General features: G+C 69.5%; 24 protein-coding genes. 6 read left to right on the top strand and 18 right to left on the bottom strand.

What is annotated here, in order from left to right; genetic code table 11:
- Window positions 1-4 precede the first annotated feature (4 nt).
- From N790_RS16290 to N790_RS15860, 4 genes are read right to left on the bottom strand one after another with little or no spacing between them, the layout of a single operon-like run.
- Entirely contained in the window at window positions 5-553 is a 549-nt protein-coding gene (locus tag N790_RS16290) for a pilus assembly PilX family protein (RefSeq protein WP_043801088.1), read from the bottom strand.
- The gene (locus N790_RS04090; protein WP_084062620.1) at window positions 550-1,659 is read right to left on the bottom strand and encodes a PilW family protein; all 1,110 of its coding nucleotides are present in this window, start codon (window positions 1,657-1,659) and stop codon (window positions 550-552) included. The genes N790_RS16290 and N790_RS04090 overlap by 4 nt, the downstream gene beginning before the upstream one ends.
- Before the next feature lie 2 nt (window positions 1,660-1,661).
- Window positions 1,662-2,120: a type IV pilus modification protein PilV gene (gene pilV, locus N790_RS04085; protein WP_052385673.1), complete on the bottom strand. Its 459-nt coding sequence runs from the start codon at window positions 2,118-2,120 to the stop codon at window positions 1,662-1,664.
- Between the two features lie 11 nt (window positions 2,121-2,131).
- On the bottom strand, window positions 2,132-2,716 hold the full coding sequence (locus N790_RS15860; protein ID WP_052385672.1) for a GspH/FimT family pseudopilin: 585 nt from the start codon (window positions 2,714-2,716) through the stop codon (window positions 2,132-2,134).
- Between the two features lie 160 nt (window positions 2,717-2,876).
- On the opposite strand from N790_RS15860, the gene N790_RS04075 reads away from it, so the two are divergent.
- Window positions 2,877-3,908 (top strand): sensor histidine kinase, encoded by a 1,032-nt coding sequence (locus N790_RS04075; protein WP_043801085.1) that lies wholly within the window; start codon window positions 2,877-2,879, stop codon window positions 3,906-3,908.
- An 8-nt stretch (window positions 3,909-3,916) separates the two neighbouring features.
- Here N790_RS04075 and ppnN read toward each other — a convergent pair whose 3' ends face one another.
- The 5 genes from ppnN to grxD form a co-directional block, all read right to left on the bottom strand.
- The gene (ppnN, locus tag N790_RS04070; protein ID WP_043801082.1) at window positions 3,917-5,302 is read right to left on the bottom strand and encodes a nucleotide 5'-monophosphate nucleosidase PpnN; all 1,386 of its coding nucleotides are present in this window, start codon (window positions 5,300-5,302) and stop codon (window positions 3,917-3,919) included.
- A 118-nt stretch (window positions 5,303-5,420) separates the two neighbouring features.
- Window positions 5,421-8,696, bottom strand: coding sequence for a TonB-dependent receptor (locus N790_RS04065; protein ID WP_043801081.1), 3,276 nt, complete (start codon window positions 8,694-8,696; stop codon window positions 5,421-5,423).
- Between the two features lie 191 nt (window positions 8,697-8,887).
- Window positions 8,888-9,487, bottom strand: coding sequence for a YhgN family NAAT transporter (locus N790_RS04060; RefSeq protein ID WP_043801079.1), 600 nt, complete (start codon window positions 9,485-9,487; stop codon window positions 8,888-8,890).
- Window positions 9,484-10,242, bottom strand: coding sequence for an SDR family NAD(P)-dependent oxidoreductase (locus N790_RS04055; RefSeq protein ID WP_043801078.1), 759 nt, complete (start codon window positions 10,240-10,242; stop codon window positions 9,484-9,486). Before N790_RS04055 ends, N790_RS04060 begins: the two co-directional genes overlap by 4 nt.
- Window positions 10,239-10,562 carry a Grx4 family monothiol glutaredoxin gene (gene grxD / locus N790_RS04050; RefSeq protein WP_043801076.1) on the bottom strand — a complete coding sequence of 108 codons (324 nt, stop codon included), beginning with the start codon at window positions 10,560-10,562 and terminating at the stop codon, window positions 10,239-10,241. Before grxD ends, N790_RS04055 begins: the two co-directional genes overlap by 4 nt.
- A 110-nt stretch (window positions 10,563-10,672) precedes the next feature.
- Between grxD and N790_RS04045 the strand changes: the two genes are divergently transcribed.
- Together N790_RS04045 and N790_RS04040 are read left to right on the top strand one after the other, a co-directional pair.
- The gene (locus N790_RS04045; protein ID WP_043801074.1) at window positions 10,673-11,251 is read left to right on the top strand and encodes a superoxide dismutase; all 579 of its coding nucleotides are present in this window, start codon (window positions 10,673-10,675) and stop codon (window positions 11,249-11,251) included.
- A complete protein-coding gene (locus N790_RS04040; RefSeq protein WP_043801073.1) occupies window positions 11,251-12,297 on the top strand; it encodes an ABC transporter ATP-binding protein in 1,047 nt (348 codons plus the stop codon). The genes N790_RS04045 and N790_RS04040 overlap by 1 nt, the downstream gene beginning before the upstream one ends.
- Window positions 12,298-12,314: 17 nt before the next feature.
- Here N790_RS04040 and N790_RS04035 read toward each other — a convergent pair whose 3' ends face one another.
- Window positions 12,315-13,460 carry a 5-(carboxyamino)imidazole ribonucleotide synthase gene (locus tag N790_RS04035; protein WP_043801072.1) on the bottom strand — a complete coding sequence of 382 codons (1,146 nt, stop codon included), beginning with the start codon at window positions 13,458-13,460 and terminating at the stop codon, window positions 12,315-12,317.
- Window positions 13,457-13,963 (bottom strand): 5-(carboxyamino)imidazole ribonucleotide mutase, encoded by a 507-nt coding sequence (gene purE, locus N790_RS04030; protein ID WP_043801069.1) that lies wholly within the window; start codon window positions 13,961-13,963, stop codon window positions 13,457-13,459. The genes N790_RS04035 and purE overlap by 4 nt, the downstream gene beginning before the upstream one ends.
- Before the next feature lie 65 nt (window positions 13,964-14,028).
- On the opposite strand from purE, the gene N790_RS04025 reads away from it, so the two are divergent.
- Window positions 14,029-14,295, top strand: a complete 267-nt coding sequence (locus N790_RS04025; protein WP_043801068.1) for a Trm112 family protein — start codon at window positions 14,029-14,031, stop codon at window positions 14,293-14,295.
- 1 nt (window position 14,296) lies between these two features.
- Window positions 14,297-15,151, top strand: a complete 855-nt coding sequence (gene nadC, locus N790_RS04020) for a carboxylating nicotinate-nucleotide diphosphorylase (protein WP_043801066.1) — start codon at window positions 14,297-14,299, stop codon at window positions 15,149-15,151.
- 21 nt (window positions 15,152-15,172) lie between these two features.
- Here nadC and N790_RS15120 read toward each other — a convergent pair whose 3' ends face one another.
- On the bottom strand, window positions 15,173-15,973 hold the full coding sequence (locus N790_RS15120; RefSeq protein ID WP_084062611.1) for an FHA domain-containing protein: 801 nt from the start codon (window positions 15,971-15,973) through the stop codon (window positions 15,173-15,175).
- Between the two features lie 123 nt (window positions 15,974-16,096).
- Between N790_RS15120 and N790_RS04010 the strand changes: the two genes are divergently transcribed.
- On the top strand, window positions 16,097-16,426 hold the full coding sequence (locus N790_RS04010; protein WP_052385670.1) for a DUF3301 domain-containing protein: 330 nt from the start codon (window positions 16,097-16,099) through the stop codon (window positions 16,424-16,426).
- Window positions 16,427-16,432: 6 nt separating this feature from the next.
- On the opposite strand, the gene N790_RS04005 is transcribed toward N790_RS04010, so the two are convergent.
- The 6 genes from N790_RS04005 to N790_RS03980 all read right to left on the bottom strand — a co-directional run.
- Window positions 16,433-16,855 carry a ClpXP protease specificity-enhancing factor gene (locus N790_RS04005; RefSeq protein WP_043801065.1) on the bottom strand — a complete coding sequence of 141 codons (423 nt, stop codon included), beginning with the start codon at window positions 16,853-16,855 and terminating at the stop codon, window positions 16,433-16,435.
- Window positions 16,852-17,487 carry a glutathione S-transferase N-terminal domain-containing protein gene (locus N790_RS04000; RefSeq protein ID WP_043801062.1) on the bottom strand — a complete coding sequence of 212 codons (636 nt, stop codon included), beginning with the start codon at window positions 17,485-17,487 and terminating at the stop codon, window positions 16,852-16,854. The genes N790_RS04005 and N790_RS04000 overlap by 4 nt, the downstream gene beginning before the upstream one ends.
- Window positions 17,488-17,640: 153 nt before the next feature.
- Window positions 17,641-18,378, bottom strand: coding sequence for a cytochrome c1 (locus N790_RS03995; protein ID WP_043801060.1), 738 nt, complete (start codon window positions 18,376-18,378; stop codon window positions 17,641-17,643).
- Window positions 18,371-19,618: a cytochrome b gene (locus N790_RS03990; protein ID WP_043801059.1), complete on the bottom strand. Its 1,248-nt coding sequence runs from the start codon at window positions 19,616-19,618 to the stop codon at window positions 18,371-18,373. The genes N790_RS03995 and N790_RS03990 overlap by 8 nt, the downstream gene beginning before the upstream one ends.
- Window positions 19,618-20,223, bottom strand: coding sequence for a ubiquinol-cytochrome c reductase iron-sulfur subunit (petA, locus tag N790_RS03985; RefSeq protein ID WP_043801057.1), 606 nt, complete (start codon window positions 20,221-20,223; stop codon window positions 19,618-19,620). Before petA ends, N790_RS03990 begins: the two co-directional genes overlap by 1 nt.
- A 134-nt stretch (window positions 20,224-20,357) precedes the next feature.
- Window positions 20,358-21,007 (bottom strand): lytic transglycosylase domain-containing protein (locus N790_RS03980; protein WP_211251948.1); only part of this gene is annotated, 650 nt, incomplete at its 5' end.

Below are 21,007 nucleotides of genomic sequence, written 5' to 3'. Positions count from 1 at the left end.
TGCCTTACGGCACCTGGTAAGCAGACTGGAGCATCACCTGCGCGCCGTTGTCCATCTGGACGAAGGCCGTGATGCGGTAGTTGTTGGCGCCGCCACCCGTAGAGGTGCAGGTCGGCGCGGAAAGGTCGATGTCGCTGGTGCACTCGGAGGGACCGGCGATGCCTTCGCCCATGAATTCGATGACGTAGCGGGCGGCATCGATGTTCCCCGTCTCGAGGGCCGTGGAGGAGCGGTAGCCGCCCGAGGTCCAGAAGCCGTCGGCCTCCCACGCCGACGCGGCGCCACCGACCGGCATGGCACACAAGCCGTTGCTGCAACCGCTGGCCGGCATGGTGGGGTTGCCCGCGGCCAGCGATTCGGCCTCGCGAAGCAGTGCCTCGGCGGTCTGGAAGGCGATGGAGCGGGCGGCGGCGTTGCCGCTCATGCGCTCCTGCATCACCGTGCCGCGCATGGCCGCCAGGCCGAGCAGCGTGACGATGACCAGAAGCAGCAGCACGACCACCAGGGTGATGCCCTGCTGGCCCTTGCGCGGGGAATAGGTGCTCGGCTTCACAGGGTGCCCTCCCGGTTGCGCAGCGCCACGACGTGGGTCATCCGGCGCGTCAGCGCTTCGCCATCGGTACCTTCGATCTCGCGGCCGGTCAGCGCGCCCCGGGCGCCTTCCATCACCAGCTCGACCCGGGTTGCCACCACGCGCGACCAGTCGGTCACGCCGGCGGGGTCGGTGTAGGCGTCCTCGCCCTGCTCGAGGTAGGTGACCGTCATGTCCTCCACGCCCTCCACGACCTCGATGTTCTCGAGCAGGGTGTCGGGATTGTTGGTGCTGCCGCGGTTGGTGACGGTGGCGCGGTAGAGCGAAGTCCCACCGCGCGCGTTATTGCCCACGAACCAGCGCAGGGATCCAACCTTGGCCACGTAGGCCGGCGAATTACTGCTGCCCACGCACTGCGCACTGGGCGTGGCGCCCGGAACAAAGCAGTAGCCGTAGGCGCCGCTGGCACCGGTACCCGTGCAGGGCTCGTCGTACTGGAATTCCTGGGCGCAGTTGAGGCTGGTGCCGCTGTTGTGCTGCAGCTGGTTGGTGCTGGGCAGACCGGTCACTTGGAAGATGAAGGCGTAGTCCATGTTGCAGATGACCAGGACCTCTTCGTCCACGATGTCGCCCTGGTCGCTGACCTGCACGACCGCGCTGGGCGTCGAGTGGCTGGTGACGCGGATGCCTCCGCCGAGGGCCGAGTTGATCTCGACGGCATCGGTGCCGGCCACGCGCTGGCCCACGCCGGTACCGAACACGCCCATGCCGGCGACGGTTCCGCCCATGGCGTCGTCGCCGTCGTAGCCGCGGATGCCATTGCCCCAGTTCGCCCACCAGTCGTTGCCGCCGCTGGACAGCTGGTTGACGATGACCGAGGCGCTGGAACACGGATTGCCGCCGGCCTCGCGCAGGTCGCGCGACATCAGTTCGAAGCCGACCCGGGTGTTTTCCTGGATGCGGCCCAGGGTCTCGGTGGCGTTGTAGACCCGCTTGTTCGAGATGAACACGCCGCCTGCGGCCGCGACCACCAGCAGGCCGAGCAGCATGGCGATCATCAGCTCGATCAGGGAGAAGCCGGCCTGCAGGGCACGGGAACCGGCGCGGAGCAAAGGAAGATTGCGCATGGTCAGAGCCTGGTCTCGGTGATGATTTCCAGCGCGGCATCGCCCTCGGAGCCACGGCTGTCGTCCCAGCGCACGCCCACTTCGCAGCTGACGGCGCCGCAGGTGATGCGGCCGCAGGCGGAGTCACCCATGCTCTGCTTGAGCTGGGCGATCCAGCGGTCCAGGTCGCCGGCGACGCGGGAAGCCGCCGGGTCTTCCGGGGCCTCGCACAGCCAGCCCTGGTCGTAGCTGCCGGCGCGGGCGGCATCGCGGTTGGCGCGCATCATGTCGAGCATGGCGTAGCTCTGGATGATGGCGGCCGTGCGCTCGGACGAGCTCTGGGTGTTCTTGAGCGTGATCGACTGGAGGGCGGCGATGCCGAGCAGGCCAATGGCCAGGATAAGCACGGAAACCAGGACTTCCAGCAGGCTGGCGCCGGACTGGCGGCTGGCGCGGCCGCGATGGAGGGTGCTTGCTTGCATGGTCGGGAGCCTCAGTCAGTCGCCGCGGTGCAGGCCGCGGTGCCGTTGCGGGTGACGACGCTGATGCGGCTCACCGCGACCATCACGTCGCGGGTGTTTTCCACCGCGGGCACCGCGGTGGAGCACACGGACAGGCCGCCGGCGGCGTTGGTGGTGCCACCCACCCGGGCGAAGCCGGAGGAGGTGAAGGCGATCTGGTTGTTGTCGTCCACGTTCGAACTGGACTTGATGGCCAGGCCGCGGCCGGTGAACTGGAACTCGCGGATGACCTCGCCGGCCGCATCGGCCTCGCGCACGATCATGCGCATCCAGTTGCCACCGCTGCAGGTCGTGCCGTTGGTGCTGGGGCACATCACCACGCGCTGGTTGCGGCGGATGGCTTCCATCCGCGTGAGCTGCATGGCCGCCACCACCTCGTTGGCCACCGAGGTGAGCCGGTTGCGGTTGGTGATGCCCTGGAAGCTAGGGATCGCAATGCCCAGCGCGATGGCCAGCACGGCCACCGTGATGACCAGCTCGAGCAGCGTGAAACCGGCCGGCCGCGGGCTCCCCGCCCCGACCGCCGTGCGTGCCTGGTTGCTTTCGAAACGCCCCATGTTCCCTTCCCGTGGAGGCTGATGGGCCAAGTTATCCCCATGCCCGACCCCAAGGCCAACGCCCCCCGACGAACGGGCCGACCATCCGAACAGGCGGCAGGACCCACGCCGCCGGCGTTTCTGGGCATGATGGCGGCTCTCCACCCCCGCCCGGACCCCGATGCCCGCGCCACCCGCCCCCGCCCCTTCCCGCCCGCTGGACGTGCTGTGGCAGGCCACGGCCATCATCTGGGTGATCCTGGGCGGCGAGGGACTGGCGGCGGTGCTGGCCCTGGCCCCGGGCCTGGAGGGGGAACGCCTGGTCTATTTCGGGCTGGCCTCGCTCTGGGTGCAGTGGACCGCCCTGCTCACCCTGGCCGCGCTCTACCTGCTTCGGCGCCCGCTCAACCGCCTTCGTCCGCCCCAGGTGGCGGCGATCGCCCTGGCCATCGGCCTGGCCATGTGCTGGCTGATCACCCTGGTGGTACGCACCTACCTGGGCCCCGGCGACCCGGCCGACCCGGTGGACTGGCTGGGCCTGGCATGGCGCGTTTCCGGCATCACCCTGACGGTGGGCCTGCTCGGCCTGGCCGCCTTCCACAACCACTGGAAGGGCCGGCTGGCGGCCGTGCGCGCCAAGCAGGCGGAGCTGGAGGCGCTGCAGGCCCGCATCCGGCCGCACTTCCTGTTCAACACGCTCAATACCGGCGCGGCCCTGGTGCACGCCCGGCCGGAGGAGGCCGAGCAACTGCTGCTGGATCTGGCCGACCTGTTCCGGGCCGCGCTTTCGGGGCCTTCGGAGTTGCCGCTGCAGGAAGAACTGGGCCTGGCCCGGCGCTACCTGGAGATCGAACGCCTGCGTTTCGGCGACCGGCTGGCGGTGGCGTGGGACCTGCCCGAGCCGCTGCCCGACGTACGGGTGCCGACCTTGTCCATCCAGCCGCTGGTCGAGAACGCCATCCGCCACGGCATCGAACCCTCGCCCACCGGCGGCCGGCTGGACGTGCGGGTCAGCCGACGCCCCGGCGAAGTCCAGGTGGTGGTGGGCAACGACCTTCCCGGCCCCGGCACCCGGCCCGCGGCCGGCCACCAGGTCGGCCTGGCCTCGGCGCGCGAACGCATCGAGGCCCTGAGCGAAGGCCGCGGCCGGCTGGAAACCCGGGTCGAGGGCGGCCGCTACATCGCCACCATCACACTCCCGGATTCACCGTAAGGGCGGCTTCAGTCGCCGACGACCTGGTAGCAGGGTTCGTAGGTGCCGGCGATCTTCATGCGCCGCTGCTCGACGAAGGCGCGCAGCAGGGCATCGAGCGCCCGCATGATGTCCCGGTCGCCGTCGATGCGGAACGGGCCGTGTTTTTCGATTTCCCGCATGCCCTCTTCCTTCACGTTGCCGGCGACGATGCCCGAGAAGGCGCGGCGCAGGTCGGCGGCCAGCAGGTGCAGGGGCTGGTCGCGGCGCAGGTTGAGTTCGGCCATGGCGCGGTGGGTCGGCGCGAACGGCTGCTGGAATTCGAAGGGAATGGTCAGCGACCAGTTGAAGAAGAAGGCGTCATGCTCGCCCAGGCGGTGCTCGCGCACCTTCTTCAGGCCGGCGCGCATTTCCTTGGCCACCGCCGCCGGGTCGTCGACGATGATGCGGTAGCGGCTGCGGCCCTGCTCGCCCAGGGTGAGCTGCAGGAACTGGTCGATCTGCTCGAAGTAGGCCGCCGAGGCCTTGGGGCCGGTGAGGATCAGCGGGAACGGCAGGTCCTGGTTGGCCGGGTGCAGCAGCAGGCCCAGCATGTACAGGATTTCCTCGGCCGTCCCGACGCCACCCGGGAACACGATGATGCCGTGGCCCAGGCGCACGAAGGCCTCCAGGCGCTTTTCGATGTCCGGCATGATCACCAGGTGGTTGACGATCGGGTTCGGCGACTCGGCCGCGATGATGCCCGGCTCGGTGATGCCGATGTAGCGCGGCTTCCAGTGCCGCTGCTTGGCGTGGGCGATGGTGGCGCCCTTCATCGGGCCCTTCATGGCGCCCGGGCCGCAGCCGGTGCAGATGTCGAGGCCGCGCAGGCCCAGCTCGTAGCCCACCTTCTTGGTGTACAGGTATTCCTCGCGGTTGATCGAGTGGCCGCCCCAGCACACCACCAGGTTCGGCTCCTGGTAGCTCTTCATCACCCGCGCGTTGCGCAGGATCTCGAACACCGCCTCGGTCATGCCCGGCCCGGTGTTGAGGTCGATGCGGCCGCTGCCGGACACCTCGTTGGCGTTGTAGACGATGTCGCGCACCACCGCGAACAGGTTCTCGGCGATGCCGCGGATGATCTCGCCCTCGACGAAGGCTTCGCCCGGCGCGTTCCTCAGCTCGATCTTGATGCCGCGGTCCTGCTGGTGCACCTCGATGTCGAAGTCGGCGTAGCGCTGGGCGGCCGCGCGCGGGTCGTCGGAATCGCTGCCGCTGGTGAGCACCGCGAGCGCGCAGCGGCGAAGCAGGTCGCGCTGGCCGCCGGTGGAAGCGTCGGCGAGGCGGGCCACCTCGTCGCGGGAAAGGATGTCCAGGCCGCCGCGCGGGGAGATGCGGGCGTTCACGGTGGCCGAAGCCTTGGGGGTCTCGCTCATCTTTTCTGCTTTTTCTGTCTGTCGTTGCCGGACCCGGAACTCTAGCACCGCCCGGGTCGCGAAAAAGAAACGGCCGGCGGTTTCCCGCCGGCCGTCCAGGTGACTCAAGGCGCTTCGATCAGAACTGGTACTTGAAGCTCAGCATGACCGACCAGCGCGAGACCGCGGTGTTGCCCTTGTCGTTGTTGTTCTCCTGGATCTGCGCGCCGGTGCCCGGGCCAGTCCAGTGGTACACGTAACGACCCTCGTTGCCCGCGCAGGCGGCCAACACGGTGGTCGGGCCGCAGATGCCGGCGTAGTTGGCCAGCTGCTGGGTCGAGTTGAAGCCGTAGTCCTCGATCAGGCCCCACTCCTTATTCAGGAGGTTGCCGATGTTCATGATGTCGAGGGCCAGGACCGACTTGTGGCCCTTGGCGAAGCCCGGCAGCTCCTGGGTGATGCGAACGTCGAAGCTGTTCACCCACTCGGTGCGGAAGGCGTTGGCCGGGGCGATCTGGCCCTGGTAGGCCATCAGCTCCGGGTTCTGCTCGAGCCACGCGAAGAACGAGGCTTCCATCGCCGCGCCGCCGGTGAAGACCACGTCGCCCGGGCCGTTCGGCACGTAGAACAGGTCATTGAAGCCACCGTTGTCGCCGTTGGCGTCGTTGCGGAAGATGTAGCTGAACGGACGGCCCGAGCGGCCTTCGTAGAACATGGAGACGCGGGTCTCGTAGTTCTCGAAGAAGTTGTGGCGCCAGCTCACCGTGCCGGTGATGCGGTCCTTGATCGCGTAGCGCGAGTCATAGGCCACGTCCTCGTTCATCGAGCCGATCAGCGTGCCACCCCAGTTCGACGAGTTGGTCGAGCTGGTCATCGGGCTGACTTCGGTCGCCTCGGTGTAGGTGTAGTACAGGCTCCAACCCCAGGTGTCGACCAGCGGCTTGTCGAGGCCGAAGGTCAGCTGGGTGCTCTCGCCCTTGTCGGTGTTGCTGATCAGGAACACGTCGCCGACGCCGTTCGGGCGCAGGGCGCGGTTGAAGGCGCCGTTGGTGCCGTTGGAGATGCCGAAGTTGCCGCGACGGTCCGGGTTCAGGCCGTTGGCGTTCCAGAACAGCTCGCGGCCGTCCGGACCGATGGCGGTGACGCCGTCGCCATTGGCGTTGAACGGATCGAGGCGCTGGATGAACAGGCCGTCCTTGACGTTGGTGACCAGGGCCTCGGCGCTGAACACGATGCCGTGCCACGGCAGTTCGTGGTCGAACGCGATGTTGGCCTTCCACACCGACGGCAGCGCGAAGTCAGGCGCGATGATGTCGACGTTCTGGCGCGGGCAGTTCGACAGGGTCGGAACCGGGAAGCAGGCCGGGTTCAGGCCGGTGGCCGGGATGTACGGGGGAACGCCCGGCTCGAAGTTGCCGCCGTTGCGCTCTTCGTACTGCACGTAGTTCAGGCCGGTGTTCTGGTAGGCGCCGGCCAGCCAGACGTTCGGCGAGGCGCCCTGGAACAGGCCGAGGCCGCCGCGGACCTGGGTCGGGCGCTCGGAGTCGAAGGTGTAGTTGAAGCCGACGCGCGGCTGCAGGATCGAGACGTCGACGGTGTTGGAGTTGTCGTAGCCGTAGATGTTCGAGACGTACTCGTTGTACAGCTTCTGCTCGTCGAAGTCCGGGGCGTCGTAACGCAGGCCGAACATCAGGGTCAGGTTGTAGTTGACCGACCAGGTGTCCTGGATGAACAGGCCCGTGTTGCTCTGGGTGTAGGCCGCCGGGATGTCGGCATAGGTACCACCGTTCGGGCGCGGGGCGCGCACGACGTAGGTGGCCGGGTTGCCGGCGATGAAGTCGGCCAGGTTGTTGAACTGGTAGGTACCGTTCAGGTCGCGGCCGTAGAAGTTGATGATGTCGTTCTTCTCGTAGTCCGCGCCGAACTTCATCTCGTGGTCGCCCACGAAGAGGTTGCCGGCCAGGAACATCGAGGTCTGCTCGGTGTCGATCAGGTTGACGTGGCTGTTCTGCTCGGTGCCGATGTAGATCGAGTTGTTGCCGGTGCCGAAGCCGCGGATTTCGATCTGGGGCAGGTTCGAGTTGGTCTCGCGCACGGCGACGTAGTCACGGCGGGACACCTTGAACTCGGTCGAGAAGCTGTCGGTCCAGTCGCTGAACAGCTCGAACACGGTCGACTCGAATTCCTTCGCGTAGTTGTACCAGAAGGTGTCGAGCGAGATGGAGTTGTTGTCCACCTGCGGGAAGCGCAGCACGCCCTGCTCGAGGAAGCTGTAGCGCAGCGCGGCGCGGTGGGCGTCGGTGATGTTCCAGTCGAGCTTGACCGCGTATTCCTCGATCTCGGTGTCGGCGTTCAGGCCCTCGATGCCGCCGGCGTCGAAGCCGTAGGCCGCGGCCGCGGCCTGCACGGCGGCGATGTTGGCGTCGGTGATCTGGCCCGAACCGTACGGGGTGGCGCCGAAGCCGGTGGCCGGCGCGGTACGCACGTAGTTCTCGTAGTTCACGAAGAAGAACAGGCGGTCCTTGACCAGCGGGCCACCGAAGGTGCCGCCGTAGGTGTCCTCGGACTCGAAGCCGTTGAACTTCACGCCGTTCAGGTCTTCACGGACCCAGTCACCGTCGCGCAGGGTGTAGTACAGCGAGCCGTGGAACTCGTTGGTGCCCGACTTGGTGACCGCGTTCACGACCGCGCCGGTGCCGCCGGAGATGGTGGTGTCGTAGTTGGCGAGGTCGATGTTGATTTCTTCGATCGCGTCGATCGAGACCGGCTGGCGCTCGGTCGGCAGGTTGTTCGACTCCAGGCCGAACGGGTCGGAGCTGCTGACGCCGTCGATCTTGATCAGGTTGTAGCGGGTGTTCTGGCCACCGGCCGAGATCGCGCCGTCGGCCTTGCTGGTCTGGGCGATGCGCGGATCCAGGCGGATGTAGTCCTGGATGTTGCGGTTGGCCGAGGGCAGCGCCTCGATCTGGCCGCGGTTGACGTTGGTGCCGGTGCCCATCTTGTCGGCGGCGAACACTTCCGACATCACGGCCGAGCCGGTCACTTCGACGGCGGCCAGGGTGGCCACGTCTTCGCCCAGGGTGGCGTCGATGGCGGTGGTTTCAGCCAGCTGCAGGTACACGCCCTCGCGGACCTCGGAAACGCCGTCCTTCACGATGGTGATCGTGTAGGGACCGCCGACGCGCAGGCCGCGCGCGGAGTAGCGGCCGTCGGCGCCGGTCATGGCGTTGCTGACGGTGCCCGACGGGGTGTGGACGATGGTCACCTGGGCGCCGGCCACCGGCTGCTCGTCGGTGCCGACGATGCGACCGCCGACGGCGGCGGTGGTGTTCTGCGCGAAAGCCGGAGCCGCCGCGAGCGCGATGGCGAGGCCGAGGGAGAGCTGCGAAAGCCGAACCCGGTTGCGATTGGTCATGGTGGTTAACCCTGATTTTAGGAGTGGCGAAAAAAAAGACTGCGGCGTCCCGCCGCGGTGCCTGACGGGCCAGGCACGGCTATTCCTTGATGAATTGCCGGGAGGGTGTCCCCTGGGCCCCTTAGCAATAACAAGAGTTTAACACGCTAACCGGCTTACATGTCATTCAGGTGACGGCGCGATGGCGGGGGTCACCCGGCCAGGCCGGCCCGCAGGTAGGCCGCGACCCCGTCCAGGAGCATCTGCACCGAAATGGCCACCAGCAGCATGCCCATCAGCCGCTCCACGGCGGTCAGGACCCGCATGCCCAGCACCTTGTAGAGGTAGGTGGCCGAAAACAGCAGGGCGGCCGTACCCAGCCAGGCCAGGGTCAGGGCCAGGCTCCAGTCGCCCATCCGGTCGGGCTCCTGGGCCGCCAGCAGCATCACGGCGGCCATGCCCGAGGGGCCGGCCACCAGCGGGATGGCCATGGGCACGATGAAGGGCTCCCCGTCCGGGACTTCGCCGAACATGCCCTCGGCGCTGGGGAAGATCATCTTCAGGCCGATCAGGAACAGCACGATGCCGCCGGCGATGGACACCGACTCCTGGCGCAGGTGCATGGCCTCGAGCACGTACTTGCCGCCCCAGAGGAAGGCGAACAGCACCACCAGGGCGATCAGCAGCTCCCGGGCCAGCACCACCCGCCGGCGCGCAGCCGGCAGCGGCTTGAGCAGGCCCAGGAAGACCGGGATGTTGCCCAGCGGGTCCAGGATGAGGAACAGCAGCAGGGCTGCCGAGAGCGTGGTCACGCCGCCACCCGGGGCGCCCAGACCTGGCCGCGCCTGGCGGCTCCGGCCGGCGAAAGCAGGTGCACGCAGGCGGGGGCATAGGCCGCCGGGGCCGGGACGCGCAACTGGGCCTCGTCGGCATAGGCGCGGGCACGCAGGTCGGTGCGCATGGGGCCCGGTTCCAGGCCGGACACCCGCACCGGGGTGGCATCGGTTTCCGCGCTCAGCTGGCGCACCAGCGCGGCCAGGCCCTGCTTGGCCAGGCCGTAGGCGCCCCAGTAGGCCTTGCCCACGCGGGCCGGGTCGTCGGTGACGAAGACCGCGGCGGCGTCCTGGTGCCGGCGCATCCAGGGCAGGCAGGCCTGGGTCAGCAGCCAGGGCGCCGTCAGGTTCACGTGCAGGGTGCGCACGAAGGCCTCCGGGTCGGTGGCCTCGAGCGGGGCCAGGCCGCTGAATTCCGCGGCACAGTGCAGCAGCCCGTGCAGGCCGCCCAGGTCGGTGGCCACCCGTTCCGCCAGCGCGGCGTAGTCGGCCGGGTCGGCGCCGGCCAGGTCGAGCGGGTAGATCGCCGGCTCCGGCCCCAGCGCCTTCACCGCGTCATAAACGCGGTTGAGCTTGGGCACCTTGCGGCCGAGCAGCACCACCGTGGCACCGGCGCGCGCGCAAGCCTTGGCCGCCTCGGCGCCGAGGCCGCCGTGCGCGCCCGTGACCAGCACCACCCGGCCGGCCAGCGCGTCGGGCGCGACCGCGGGCAGCGGCGCCGGCGCGGTGCTCATGCGGCCTTCTGCGCCTCGGCCACCATGCGGGCCAGTTCGCCGCTCTGCAGCAGGTCGACGGTGATGTCGCAGCCGCCGATCAGTTCGCCGTTGATGAAGAGCTGCGGGAAGGTCGGCCAGTCGGAATAACGCGGCAGGTTCGCGCGCACTTCCGGGTCCTCGAGCACGTTGACACTGTGGAAGCTGGTGGCGCCGGCGCCCTTGAGCGCCTGCACGGCGCGGCTGGAGAAGCCGCACATCGGGAACTGCGGCGTGCCCTTCATGAAGAGAACGATCGGGTGGCCTTCGACCTCGGCCTTGATGCGGTCCATGACGCTCATGTGAAGCTCCGTTGCGATGGCGACCCGGGGGGAAGGGCCGCGTTGGGGCTAGAATTATACGGCTTGGACGCCGCCCGCCGGCGCCCCACCCCACCCGAAAGGAGAGCCCCATGGCCATCGAACTGCCCGCCCTGCCCTACGACCGCGCCGCCCTCGAGCCGCACATCTCGGCCGAGACCATCGATTTCCACTACGGCAAGCACCACCAGACCTACGTCACCAACCTCAACAACCAGATCAAGGGCACCGAGTTCGAGTCCCTGGACCTGGAAGCCATCGTGCGCAAGTCGCAGGGCGGCATGTTCAACAACGCCGCGCAGGTGTGGAACCACACCTTCTACTGGAACTGCCTCAAGCCCAACGGCGGCGGCGAGCCCACCGGCGCGCTGGCCGAGGCCATCAACAAGGCCTTCGGCAGCTTCGCGGCGTTCAAGGAGCAGTTCACCCAGACCGCGCTGACCACCTTCGGTTCGGGCTGGGCCTGGCTGGTGCAGCGCCCGGACGGTTCGCTGGCCCTGGTCAGCACGCCCAACGCCGCCACCCCGCTCACCGGCGCCGACAAGCCGCTGCTCACCTGCGACGTCTGGGAGCACGCGTACTACATCGACTACCGCAACGCCCGCGCCAAGTACGTCGAGTCGTTCTGGAACCTGGTGAACTGGGACTTCGTCGCCGGCCAGATGGCCTGATGCCCGACGCGGCGCCGCTGCTCGAAGCCGACCGGCTGTCCTGCTCGCACGCAGGGCAGCCGGCCGTCGTTTCGCTCAGCCTGGCGCTGCGGCCCGGCGAGCTGGGCTGCCTGCTCGGGCCCAGCGGCTGCGGCAAGACCACCCTGCTGCGCGCGATCGCCGGCTTCCACGCGCCGGATTCGGGCCAGCTGCGGCTGCGCGGCGCCGACGCGCTGCGCCTGCCGCCCGAACGGCGGGGCCTGGGCTTCGTGTTCCAGGACCTGGCGCTGTTTCCGCACCTGACGGTGGAAGACAACGTGGGCTTCGGCCTGCACCGCCTGCCGCGCGGCGAACGCCGTGCGCGCGCACTGGAAACGCTGGCGATGCTCGGCCTCGAGGCGTTCGCCGCGCGCTATCCGCATGAACTTTCCGGCGGCCAGCAACAGCGCGTGGCCCTGGCGCGTTCGCTGGCGCCGCGCCCCGACCTGCTGCTGCTCGACGAACCCTTCTCCAGCCTCGACGCCGACCTGCGCGGCCGCCTGCGCGACGACCTGCGCGCGCTGCTGCGGCAACTCGGCATCGCCGCGCTGCTGGTCACCCACGACCAGGAAGAAGCCTTCGCTTTCGCCGACACCGTGGGCGTGATGCAAGCCGGCCGCCTGCTGCAGTGGGCGCCGGGCTTCGAGCTCTACCATCGCCCGGCCACGCCCTTCGTGGCGTCGTTCGTGGGCGAAGGACGCTTCCTGCCGGCGCGCGTGCTCGCGGGGGGCCGCGTGGCCACCGCGCTGGGCGACCTCGAGGTGTCGGGCGGCCTGGACTATCCGGTGGGCAGCGCGGTGCGCGTGCTGCTCCGCCCCGACGACCTGCGGCCCGGCGAGGGCGAAGGCATGGAAGCCGAAGTGCGCGCGGTGGCCTTCCGCGGCGCCGAATCGCTGCACACCCTGGTGCTGGCCGACGGCACCACGCTCAGCGCGCTCTTCCCCAGCCACCAGCAGCGCGAACCCGGTGCCCGGGTGCGCATTCGCCCCGACCTGGCCCACGTGGTGGTCTTCCCGCCCGAAGCGTGACGCGTTCCCGCGGGGGATCAGCCGCCCTGCAGGCGGGCGACGGGGGGCGCGACCTGCGCGCCGCGGCCCAGGGCCTTGCCCACGCGCGCCAGCGCCGCGGCCAGCTCCGCCGGGCTGTCGGCCCGCAGCGTGGCGTGGCCGACCTTGCGGCCTTCGCGCGGCGACTTGCCGTAGTCGTGCCAGTGGCCGCCGGCTTCGGCCAGCACCGGCGCGGCCTCGGGCATGGCGCCGATCCAGTTGAGCATGACGCTGTGGCCGATGGCGCGGGTGCTGCCCAGCGGCAGGCCCAGCACGGCGCGCAAGTGGTTCTGGAACTGCGAGGTCTCGGCGCCCTCGATGGTCCAGTGGCCGGAGTTGTGCACGCGCGGCGCCATCTCGTTGGCCATCAGCACGCCGTCCTTGAGGAACAGCTCGAGCGCGAACACGCCGACGTAATCGAGCGCCTCCGCCACGCGGCGCGCGGTGGCCAGCGCCTGCGATTCCAACTCGGCACCGGCGCTGGCCGGCGCCAGGCTGGCGGAAAGGATGCCGTCCTCGTGCCAGTTCTCGGTGAGCGGCCAGGTGCGCAGCTCGCCGTCGCGGCCGCGCACGGCCACCACCGACAACTCGCGCTGGAAAGCGACGAAACCCTCGAGGATCAGGCCCACCGTGCCCGCCTGCGCGCCGAGCGCGGCCCAGGCGGCATCGGCGTCGGCCGGCGAGCGAAGGCGGAACTGGCCTTTGCCGTCATAGCCCAGGCGCCGGGTCTTGAGGATGCAGGGCGTGCCGATGCGCGCGAGCGCGGCGTCGAGCCCTTCGCGCGAATCGATGGCGGCGAACTCCGGCACCGGGATGCCGAGTTCCTGGAACAGCGTCTTTTCCGCCAGCCGGTCCTGGGCCACGGCCAGCGCGCGCGGGTTCGGGAACACCGGCACGCGCTCGGCCAGCCAGCGCGCGCTTTCGGCGGGCACGTTCTCGAAATCGAAGGTGGCCACGTCCACGCGGCGGGCGAATTCGGCCAGGCCGGCCTCGTCGCGGTAGTCGGCCTGCAGCAGCGGCGCGAACTGCGCGGCGCAGGCGTCGGCGGTGGAGTCGAGCACCAGGAATCGCAGGCCGAGCGGCGCGCCCGACAGCGCCATCATGCGGGCCAGCTGCCCGCCGCCGAGGATGCCGACGGTGGTCATGGCTGGCGCGGGTCCGCGTGCTCGAGCACGTCGCGGGTCTGTTCGGCGCGGAACTTCGCCAGCGCCTCGCGCACCGCCGGGTGGTCGGCCGCCAACAGCGCGGCGGCGAACAGGCCGGCATTGGCCGCGCCCGCCACGCCGATGGCGAAGGTGGCCACCGGCACGCCGGCCGGCATCTGCACGATCGAAAGCAGCGAATCGAGGCCGTTGAGCGCCTTGCTCTGCACCGGCACGCCCAGCACGGGCACCGGCGTCATCGCCGCGATCATGCCCGGCAGGTGCGCCGCGCCGCCGGCGCCGGCGATGATCGCGCGCAGGCCGCGGCCTTCGGCGGCCTTGGCGTATTCGGCCAGCAGGTCCGGCGTGCGGTGCGCGGAAACGACCCGCACTTCGTGCGGCACGCCCAGTTTTTCCAGGCGGGCGACGGCGTGCTGCATCGTCTCCCAGTCGGACCGGGAACCCATGACGACCCCGACCAGCGGGGCTACGGCGGCTTGGTTCATGGCGGGCGGCTTTGGCAAAAGGCTATTCTAGACCCAAGCTCCCAGCCCGGACACCGGCGTTTCCCATGGACCGCAAACTGCTCGACATCCTCTGCTGCCCGGCCAGCAAACAGCCCCTGGCCCTGCTGGCCGCCGCCGACCTCGAGGCCCTGAACCGGGCCATCGCCGCCGGCGGCGTCACCCGGGCCGACGGCAGCCCGCAGGCCGAACCGCTGTCGGAAGGCCTGGTGACGCGCGACCGCCGCACCGCCTACCGCATCGACGACGGCATCCCGGTGCTGCTGGCCGACGAAGCCATCGCCACCGCCCAGGTCGCCGATTTCCCGCGCTGACATGGCCGAGCCGCTGACCCCGCCGCCGGCCGACGTGGTGGCCGCCGACGTCGCGCGCGCCCTGGCCGAGGACATCGGCCCGGGCGACGCCACCGCCGACCTGCTGCCCGACGAACCCGCCCGCGCCTACGTCATCGCCAAGGAAGCGGGCGTCATCGCCGGCCGCCCCTGGTTCGACGCCTGCTTCCTGGCGCTGGACCCGAACGCGCGGCTCGACTGGCGCGTGGGCGAGGGCCAGGCCGTGGCCGCCGGCACCGTGCTGGTGACGATCACCGGCCGTTCGCGCGCGCTGGTGAGCGCCGAGCGCCCGGCCCTGAATTTCCTGCAGACGCTTTCCGCCACCGCCAGCCGCACCGCCGAATGCGTCGCCGCGGTGGCCGGCAGCCGCACCCGCGTGCTCGACACCCGCAAGACCCTGCCCGGCCTGCGCCAGGCCCAGAAATACGCGGTGCGCGCCGGCGGTGGCAGCAACCACCGCATGGGCCTGTACGACGCGGTGATGCTGAAGGAAAACCACATCCACGCCGCCGGCTCGATCGCCGCGGCGGCCGCGGCCGCGCGTGCGCGGCACCCGGCGCTGCCGCTGATCATCGAAGTGGAATCGCTGGACGAACTCGACCAGGCCCTGGCCGCCGGCTGCGACCGCATCCTGGTGGACGATTTCAGCGAAGCCGACCTGCGCGAGGCGGTGCGCCGCGCCGCGGGCCGCACGCCGCTGGAAGTGTCGGGCGGCGTGACGCTGGAACGCCTGCGCGCCATCGCCGGCATCGGCGTGGACTATGTTTCCATCGGCGCGCTGACCAAGCACGTGCAGGCGCTCGACCTGTCGATGCGCCTCGGCGACCCGCCGCCCTGAAGGCAGGCGACAGCCGCGGATTCAGCCGCGGCTGAGCACCAGCGCCACGATCACCAGCACCGCCGCGGCGGTAAGCATGATCGGCACCCACTTGCTGACGCCGCCGCCACCGGTCGCGGCGGGCGCGGCCTCCGGCGTGGCCAGGCGCGTGGTCTGCTGCGCCATTTCCATGCCGGGCGCCACCAGGATGAAACGCACGGCATCCAGGCGCAGCTCGTCGCCGGCCTTCAGGAAGCCCTGCTGCACGTGCTTGCCGTTGATGAAGGTGCCGTTGGAGGAACCCAGGTCCTCGACCGACACGCCGTCCGGCGTCGGCTTGACCAGGGCGTGGCGGCGCGAGATCTCGTCGGCCTGCACGGAAATGTCGGCTTCCGCGGCGCGGCCGATCACCACCGGCCCGGTCACCGGGAACACCTTGCCGAACACCGCGCCGGACACGCCGCGCAGCACGTACTTGGGCACCGCCATGCGCACGCGGGTGGCACCGGTGTCTTCCTCGGCCGAGGCGGACGCCGAAGGCGCCGAAACCGCGCGCGCGGCCTCGACGATGGCAAAACGCGCCACCACCGGACCGATGCCGATCTGGTCGCCGGCGCGCAGCGCCATGATGTCGGCCACCGGCTTGCCGTTCACCGTCACCGCGCCGCCGCCCGCGGGCACCTGCAGGTTGGCGCCGGTGCCGGTGACGTGGATCTCGCAGTGCAGCGGCGCGATGCCGGGCTCGGACAGCACCACGGCGCCTTCCGCGCCGGAGCCGATGCGGTTCACGCCGTGGCTGAGCAGCACCTGCGCATGTTCGCCATTGGGAAACACCAGTTTCATCTTCGCTCTCCTGCGAATCGGCGTGGCCGTCCGGCCAAGGTCCGGGGACTATCTTAGCCATGTGAAGGCACTGCGGGCAGGGGGCGGCTTGTGGGCCGGCCGAAGCGTCCCCACACTGCACCCATGCTCTCGACCCTGATCGTTTCCGCGCTGGCCATGGGCCTGCTGGTGTTCTGGTTCGCCGGCCGCGCCGCGGCGGAAACCGCCACTGTCATCGGACAGCGGGCCTGTGCGCGCGCCGGCGTGCAATGGCTGGACCAGAGCGTGCACCTGCTCGCCATCCGGGTGCGGCGCGGGCCGGACGGCTGGCTGGGCCTGGAGCGCCACTTCGGCTTCGAATATTCCACCGGCGGCGAAGACCGCCATGCCGGTCGGATCGTGCTGCACGGTCGCCAGCTGCGCGCCCTGGCCGGGCCGATGCCGCCGGGGCCCGCGGGCCCCGCGCTCGACTGAGCGGGCTTACTTCACCACGCGCAGGTGGCTGCGGCGCGGCGGCTCGCCGCCCGTGTCCGGACCCGACGGCGGCTCCGGGCCGTCGTCGTCGATCGAACCGCCATCGTCGGGCAGCATCATGCCCTGCCCTGTTTCCTGGGCGTAGATCGCCATCACCGCCGACACCGGCACGATCACCGACTGGCTGACGCCGCCGAAGCGCGCCATGAAGCGCACCTCGTGGTTGTCGATGGCCAGGTGGGCGACGGCGCGCGGGGCGATGTTGAGCACCACCCGCCCGTCCTTCACCGAAGACGCAGGAACCTGCACCCCGTCCCGGCCGGCATCCACCAGCAGGTAGGGTGTCATCCCGTTGTCGTTGATCCACTCGTTGAGGGCCCGCAGCAGGTAGGGGCGGTTGGAACCCATGCGGGTCGTGCTTTCGGTCATTGAGGGAGTTCGCGCAGCGCCTTTTCTTCGGGCGTAAGGCTACGCAGGTAGGCGGGATTGCGGAAGATGCGGTTGCCGTAGTCCTCGATGAGCTTGGCTTCCTTGGGCAACTGCACGCCCAGCGCCGGCAGCCGCCAGATGATGGGCGCGATGGCGCAGTCGGCCAGGCTCATTTCCGGGTTCAGGAAGAACTTCGAGGCCTTGAACAGCGGCAGCGAGGCCAGCAGCAGTTCCTTCAGGCGCTTGCGGCCGGCGTCGGCCTGGGCCTTGGTGCCGTGCTGCACCGCCTGCACGTGCGGCACCCATTCGTGCTCCAGGCGCAGCATGGCCAGGCGCAGGCGGGCGCGCGACAGCGGGTCGACCGGCATCAGGGGCGGGTGCGGGTAGCGTTCGTCGAGGTACTCGGACACCACCGAGGCGGCATAGAGCACCAGGTCGCGATCCACCAGGGTGGGCACCGAGTGGTAGGGGTTGAGGTCCACCAGGTCTTCCGGCGGGCTGGCCGGGTCCACCGGCACCAGCTCGTAGGTGACGCCCTTGGCCGCCAGCACCAGCCTGACGCGGTGGCATACGACGCAATCTCGGGCGGAAAACAGGGTCAGGGCGTTGCGGATACGCGGACTGGCTGCCATCAAGGGATCCCCCAGGGCGCCGCCAGCCCCTGCCGGCGGTCGTCGTGAAGGCTTAACCCTGCCCGAAACGGCCGGTTTCCCGCAAGCCGGCGGCCCGGGAAAAACGAAGGGCCGCCCGAAGGCGGCCCCAAGTTACTGATTTCCCGGGGGATATCAGTGCACGTCGCGCCAGTATTCCAGCTTCAGCAGGTAGGCGATGAACGTGAAGAAAGCCAGGAACAGCAGCACCCAGACGCCGACCGACTCGCGCTTGAGCGCGGCCGGCTCGGCCACGTACTGCAGGAAGGCGCTGATGTCGCGGGCCACCCGGTCGAATTCCTCCGGGCTCAGCCGGCCCGGGCTGGAAAGCTCGAGGCGGGTGATGTGGCTCTGGCCGTCGGCGCCCTGGTCGTAGACCGGGCGCTGGATGCCCTGCAGGTCCCACAGCACGTTCGGCATCGAGGCGCCCGGGAACACCGTGTTGTTCCAGCCCAGCGGGCGGGACTCGTCGATGTAGAAGCCCTTGATGTACGAGTACACGTAGTCCGGGCCGCCGAGCTTGGCGCGCGCGATCAGGCTCAGGTCGGGCGCGGCCTTGCCGAACCAGGCGTTGCCGTCGCCGGTGTTGATGCCGGTGTTGATGTTCTCGCCGATCTTGGCGTGGGCCGGCATCAGGTTCTGTTCCACCAGCTCCGGGCTCAAGCCGAGGTCCGAGGCGATCCGCGAATAGCGGTGCATGGACAGGGCATGGCAGCCGGCGCAGTAGTTCATGAACAGGCCGGCGCCGCGCTGCAGCGACGCCTTGTCGCTGAGGTCGGTACCCGAGGTCTCGAGCTTCGGGCCGGCACCGGCCGCCAGGCCGATCGCCGGCACCAGGGCCAGCAGGAGGGCAATGAGGCGCAGCTTAGTCATGCGAGGGCACCCGCTCGGGAACGGCCTTGGTCTGGCCCATGGCGGACCAGAACGGCATGGTGATGAAGAACAGGAAGTAGAAGGCGGTCAGGACCTGGGCCACCAGCTTCTGGGCGTCCGAACCCGACTGCGCACCGAGCCAGCCGAGGATGACGAAGGCCACGCAGAACAGGGCAACCAGCACCTTGTGCAGCATCGGGCGGTAGCGGATGGACTTGACCTTGCAGCGGTCCAGCCACGGAAGCAGGAACAGGATCATCACCGCGCCGCCCATCACCATCACGCCGAACAGCTTGTCGGGGATCGCGCGCAACATCGCGTAGAACGGGGTGAAGTACCACACCGGCTTGATGTGCGCCGGGGTGACCATCGGGTCGGCGGCGATGAAGTTGTCCCACTCCAGGAACCAGCCGCCCATCGCCGGGGCGAAGAACACGATGAAGGCGAAGATCATCAGGAAGAAGCCGGCGCCGAACAGGTCCTTCACCGTGTAGTACGGGTGGAAGGGGATGCCGTCCACGGGCTTGCCGGTGGCCTTGTCCTTGACCTTCTTGATGTCCACGCCCTCGGGGTTGTTCGAACCCACTTCGTGCAGGGCGCCCAGGTGCAGCACGACCAGCAGCAGCAGCACCAGCGGCAGCGCGATGACGTGCAGGGCGAAGAAGCGGTTGAGGGTGGCGTCGGCGACCAGGTAGTCACCGCGGATCCACTCGGTCAGCTCGACGCCGACCACCGGGATGGCGCCGAACAGGTTGATGATCACCTGCGCGCCCCAGTAGGACATCTGGCCCCAGGGCAGCACGTAGCCCATGAAGGCCTCGGCCATCAGCACCAGGAAGATGACCACGCCCAGCACCCAGACCAGTTCGCGCGGCTTCTGGTACGAGCCGTAGATCAGGCCGCGGAACATGTGCAGGTACACCACCACGAAGAACAGCGAGGCGCCCGTGGAGTGCATGTAGCGGATGAGCCAGCCCCACTCGACGTCGCGCATGATGTACTCGACCGAGGCGAAGGCCTCGGCGGCGGACGGCTTGTAGTGCATCGTCAGGAAGATGCCCGTGACGATCTGGTTGACCAGCACCAGCATCGCCAGCGAACCGAAGTAGTACCAGACGTTGAAGTTCTTCGGAGCGTAGTACTCCGACATGTGCTTCTTGTACGCCGGGATCAGGCCGGGGGTGCGCTCGTTGAACCAGCCCACGACGCCCTCGACGGAGCGGGAGATCATGTTGGCCATTACGCGGCTCCCTCGGGCGCGATGCCCACGACGAGGTGGTTGTCGTCGACGAAGTGGTAGGGCGGGACCTCGAGGTTCGACGGGGCGGGCACGCCCTGGAACACGCGGCCGGCCAGGTCGAAGCGCGAGTTGTGGCACGGGCAGTAGAAGCCGCCCTGCCATTCGCTGTCGAAGGCCTGCGGCTGCAGCTCGGGCACGTAGCTCGGCGAGCAGCCCAGGTGGGTGCAGATGCCGACGATCACGGCCAGCTCGGGCTTGATCGAACGGCCCTCGTTCTTGGCGAAGGCCGGCGTCTGGTCGGCGTTGTCCGAGTTCGGGTCACGCAGGCGGTCGTTGAGCGCCGGCAACGCGGCCAGCTGCTCGGGCGTGCGCTTGAAGATCCACACCGGCTTGCCGCGCCACTGCACGATCATGCGCATGCCCGGCTCGAGGTCGATCTTGCTGATGTCGACGTCGACCGGCGCGCCGGCCGTCTGGGCCCGCGCGCTGGGCTTCCAGGAACTGATGAACGGCACCGCGGCGAACCCCACGCCCACCGCGCCGACCACGGCGGTGCTGGCAGTCAGGAAGCGGCGACGCCCCGTGTTGACCCCTTCGTTAGCCATCCGGCTCTCCGAAAACTCTTGCTAAGTGGCTGAAAGACAACATGCGCGGCCCACCGGGCCGGCAAAGACGCGCAATTGTAGCGGACGCGGCGCGAGAGCGACAACGGCGGCGGGGCAACTGCCCGCGGCGGGCCTCACTGGGCCGCCAGGGCCCCGCGGTAGCGGTCGGCCAGCTGGCCGACGCGTTCGACGTAGCGCTGGGTCTCGGCATAGGGCGGCACGCCGCCATGGCGGTCCACCGCGCCCTCGCCGGCGTTGTAGCCGGCCGCCGCCAGGGTCAGGTTGCCCTGGTAGCGCTTGAGCAGCCAGGCCAGGTACTGCACGCCGCCGCGGATGTTCTGGGCGGGGTCGAACACATCCGACACCCCGAAGCGGCTGGCCGTGGCCGGGATCAGCTGCATCAGGCCCTGGGCGCCGGCATGGGACACGGCGTTCGGGCGGAAGGCCGATTCGGCGTGGATGATCGCCCGCACCACGGCCTCGTCCACGCCGAACTCCTGCGCGGCGGCCTTCACCTCGCCCGAATAGGCCTCGAGGTTGAGCCGCACGGTGCCGAAATCCACGCCCGGCAGCAGGCCGCAGGCGTAGCAGGTCTCGACGTAGCTGAACAGCATTTGCGCACCGCTGCCGGCCGGGCGGACATTGGTGTAGTGCGTCACGCCGTCGCGCTCGTACTTGTAGACCGCGCCGCGCGTGACCCGGGCGCCGGCGGAGGCGTCGGCCGCCGCCAGCGACTGGCCGGCGCCGGCCGTGCGGAAACTGACCCGGGCCGCACCGGGCCGGC

Source organism: Arenimonas malthae CC-JY-1, from assembly GCF_000747075.1.
In the GTDB taxonomy this organism is placed as follows: domain Bacteria; phylum Pseudomonadota; class Gammaproteobacteria; order Xanthomonadales; family Xanthomonadaceae; genus Arenimonas; species Arenimonas malthae.
The sequence above is the reverse complement of the archived record's forward strand: the minus strand, read 5'-3'. Positions and strand labels throughout refer to the sequence as shown.

Coding starts and splice junctions, on each gene's coding strand:
- N790_RS04090 (WP_084062620.1), bottom strand. CDS start 1,659: ATGCGCAATCTTCCTTTGCTCCGCGCCGGTTCCCGTGCCCTGCAGGCC.
- pilV (WP_052385673.1), bottom strand. CDS start 2,120: ATGCAAGCAAGCACCCTCCATCGCGGCCGCGCCAGCCGCCAGTCCGGC.
- N790_RS15860 (WP_052385672.1), bottom strand. CDS start 2,716: ATGGGGCGTTTCGAAAGCAACCAGGCACGCACGGCGGTCGGGGCGGGG.
- N790_RS04075 (WP_043801085.1), top strand. CDS start 2,877: ATGCCCGCGCCACCCGCCCCCGCCCCTTCCCGCCCGCTGGACGTGCTG.
- ppnN (WP_043801082.1), bottom strand. CDS start 5,302: ATGAGCGAGACCCCCAAGGCTTCGGCCACCGTGAACGCCCGCATCTCC.
- N790_RS04065 (WP_043801081.1), bottom strand. CDS start 8,696: ATGACCAATCGCAACCGGGTTCGGCTTTCGCAGCTCTCCCTCGGCCTC.
- N790_RS04055 (WP_043801078.1), bottom strand. CDS start 10,242: ATGAGCACCGCGCCGGCGCCGCTGCCCGCGGTCGCGCCCGACGCGCTG.
- grxD (WP_043801076.1), bottom strand. CDS start 10,562: ATGAGCGTCATGGACCGCATCAAGGCCGAGGTCGAAGGCCACCCGATC.
- N790_RS04045 (WP_043801074.1), top strand. CDS start 10,673: ATGGCCATCGAACTGCCCGCCCTGCCCTACGACCGCGCCGCCCTCGAG.
- N790_RS04040 (WP_043801073.1), top strand. CDS start 11,251: ATGCCCGACGCGGCGCCGCTGCTCGAAGCCGACCGGCTGTCCTGCTCG.
- N790_RS04035 (WP_043801072.1), bottom strand. CDS start 13,460: ATGACCACCGTCGGCATCCTCGGCGGCGGGCAGCTGGCCCGCATGATG.
- purE (WP_043801069.1), bottom strand. CDS start 13,963: ATGAACCAAGCCGCCGTAGCCCCGCTGGTCGGGGTCGTCATGGGTTCC.
- N790_RS04025 (WP_043801068.1), top strand. CDS start 14,029: ATGGACCGCAAACTGCTCGACATCCTCTGCTGCCCGGCCAGCAAACAG.
- nadC (WP_043801066.1), top strand. CDS start 14,297: ATGGCCGAGCCGCTGACCCCGCCGCCGGCCGACGTGGTGGCCGCCGAC.
- N790_RS15120 (WP_084062611.1), bottom strand. CDS start 15,973: ATGAAACTGGTGTTTCCCAATGGCGAACATGCGCAGGTGCTGCTCAGC.
- N790_RS04010 (WP_052385670.1), top strand. CDS start 16,097: ATGCTCTCGACCCTGATCGTTTCCGCGCTGGCCATGGGCCTGCTGGTG.
- N790_RS04005 (WP_043801065.1), bottom strand. CDS start 16,855: ATGACCGAAAGCACGACCCGCATGGGTTCCAACCGCCCCTACCTGCTG.
- N790_RS04000 (WP_043801062.1), bottom strand. CDS start 17,487: ATGGCAGCCAGTCCGCGTATCCGCAACGCCCTGACCCTGTTTTCCGCC.
- N790_RS03995 (WP_043801060.1), bottom strand. CDS start 18,378: ATGACTAAGCTGCGCCTCATTGCCCTCCTGCTGGCCCTGGTGCCGGCG.
- N790_RS03990 (WP_043801059.1), bottom strand. CDS start 19,618: ATGGCCAACATGATCTCCCGCTCCGTCGAGGGCGTCGTGGGCTGGTTC.
- petA (WP_043801057.1), bottom strand. CDS start 20,223: ATGGCTAACGAAGGGGTCAACACGGGGCGTCGCCGCTTCCTGACTGCC.